Genomic DNA, 2,524 nt, shown 5'->3' on the forward strand with positions numbered 1-2,524 from the left:
TTCCATCTTGCCATTTTTCTTGTAGCAATTGATTGTTTAAACCAACAATTTTAATTGATGATAGGAGGACTGTATCAAATCCTGTGGCAAATATCAAAGTATCTACAGGATATTCTGTACCATCTTTGGTAATAATTTGATTTTGATTAATTCCTTTAATTCCATCAGCAACTACTTCTACATTAGGAAGTTGTAGAGCTTGATAATAATCATTGGAAATTAAAACACGCTTACAACCTATTTCATAGTTTGGCTGCATAATAGATTTAAGACTTTCGTTTTTGATGATTCGCTCTCTTTGGAAGTTAAGGAAAGCACTAAGAATTTTTCCGAAAATACTATTTTGTTTTATAGTCAAATAAACAACGAAATATTCATGGACTAAATACAATAACCATCGGTACAATCTAAGTGTTAATGGAACATTTTTACCTAACCACTGAATAAAAGTTGTAAACTTAAAATCAAGCTTAGGCATTACCCAGGGAGCGCTACGTTGAAAAACAATCAATTTTTTCACTTGTTGAGCGATAATAGGAATAAATTGAATTGCACTTGCACCAGTACCAATTACTGCTACTGTTTCATCGTTTAAATCGTGTTCGTGGTTCCAACGAGCGGAATGAAATTGAGTTCCAGAAAATGTTTCTAAACCATCAAGATGAGGAATTTTTGGTTGATTTAATTGCCCACAACCACTAACTAAAATATTGGCATAAAATTCTTCTCCAGAAGCATTATAAATACGCCAAATATTTTTTTCTGATTCAAAAAAAGCACTACTAATTTCTGTATTAAAAGTAATGTGTTTTCTAATATCATATTTATCAGCGCAGTGTTCTAGATATTGAAGTATTTCTGGTTGCTTAGGATAATTCCGCGTCCAGTCACTTTTAGGTTCAAACGAAAATGAATATAAAATAGATGCTGTATCACAACCACAACCAGGGTATGTATTATCGTGCCATGTACCGCCTACATTATCTGCTTTTTCAAAAATTTTGAAGGTTGTAATACCCGCTTTTTTGAGATTAATTGCCATACACAGACCAGATATTCCAGCACCGATAATGGCAATTTCTAAGTTTTGTTCTGGGTTACTAGAAATTTGGTTATTCATTTAATTTATCTGATAATTTTTTCTATATTAGGGAGTAGGGAGTAGGGAGTAGGGAATAGAGGCAGCAAAACAAACAAGTCTATTGTAAAAATTTAGATAGTTTATTTTTTCCTATTCTCTTATAGAACCCATTTGGTATGTTTTATTAAAATAAAAAGGCTTCAGGAAACCCCTTTTAAAAAGCCTAACAACTATAAGGGTTCAGGAAACCGAAAAATTATGAAAAATGACTGCCAGAATCATAAAACCCAGATTGGTATTGGACTTTTTACTTGTTAAATAGATACCAAATCGCTTCTATATTTATATTTATTGAGGTAAGCATTCAACCAAGAAAATATAATGAATAGTCAAGATGCCTACTGTACCTTTGCTTAATTACGGAAAACCGAATTATTTGTAATTCAAGAGCCTAATTAACAAGTTTCCAGGTTAAGTTAAAAGATGTATCTTTTACCATATTAGTAAGTATAATCTGACCGTCTGAATATTCTACATTACGTTCAAAATCTAAACCAACCCAATCAGGAACTAGACTTACTTCAAGATGGTGAATAACTGTATGATCTCGTATTTCATATTTACCACTATAAGAAAGATAATTTCTCCCAGCACTAAAATATCTCAAGCTTGCCTTAATATATTTGCCAATACTAGCAATTAATTTTAGTCCTAATTTAGCATTTTTCAAGTCTTGCATTTCTTCTACTGATAAACCAAGAAGTGGGCGATTAGTCGTCATAATTGACACTGACATATATCCATCTTCAGTATAAACGAGATAACCTGTAGGATTTTTGCCAAAGGGATAACCAACTTTTTTTTCTGAATCAACAGTATAAAAATCAACAAGTTTCCAAGTGCCAACTAAATTATCTTTTGAGATTAAATTATCGCTCATTTTTTCTCCTACTAAATCTTTGAGAACATCTGTCTGACTATTTGCAACAGCTTTTTGTGAATTATCATTTGTTTCTGAACTTCTATCTATTAGTTTATTTTGTTGATAAATTTTTCCTTCCTCGAAAGTATCGGCATAAGAGTAGACTAAACCTAAACTAGAAAATAGAAGGAAGGTAGTAATACCAATTCAAATTTGGCGCTTCATAAACTTATTACCGAATAATTAATAATTAAATAATTCAGCTTTGTTAGCCTCCCCTTGGATAGGGGAAAAAGCGGTCGAGGGATGGCGAGGTCTCCTCGCCATATCCAATCGACCAAGACAGCGGTTGTTTGCGGAGCATGACCTAGGATGGGATGGCGAGGTTTCCGTTCCCTCCGGGACGCTACGCGTTTTGCTCCGCAACATGTAAACTAGCAAACGCCATATCCAATCAACCAAGAGAAATAAATTTTTTCCTTTTAGTCAATCCTCTCCCTAAAAGGGAGAGATAATTATCC

2 protein-coding genes are annotated in these 2,524 nt (G+C 33.2%); both read right to left on the minus strand.

What is annotated here, in order from left to right:
* Window positions 1-1,120, minus strand: a 1,120-nt coding sequence (locus tag F6K22_RS38490; RefSeq protein WP_293110167.1) for a flavin-containing monooxygenase, incomplete at its 3' end; no start/stop codon positions are given.
* Window positions 1,121-1,532: 412 nt separating this feature from the next.
* Entirely contained in the window at window positions 1,533-2,021 is a 489-nt protein-coding gene (locus F6K22_RS38495) for a lipocalin-like domain-containing protein (RefSeq protein ID WP_293110169.1), read from the minus strand.
* Window positions 2,022-2,524: the final 503 nt, after the last annotated feature.

The sequence above is a fragment of the Okeania sp. SIO2F4 genome (assembly GCF_010672385.1).
Taxonomy (GTDB): Bacteria; Cyanobacteriota; Cyanobacteriia; order Cyanobacteriales; family Microcoleaceae; genus Trichodesmium.

Bases quoted from the DNA above. Each gene is read 5' to 3' on its own strand.
- F6K22_RS38495 (WP_293110169.1), bottom strand. From the start codon at position 2,021: ATGAGCGATAATTTAATCTCAAAAGATAATTTAGTTGGCACTTGGAAA.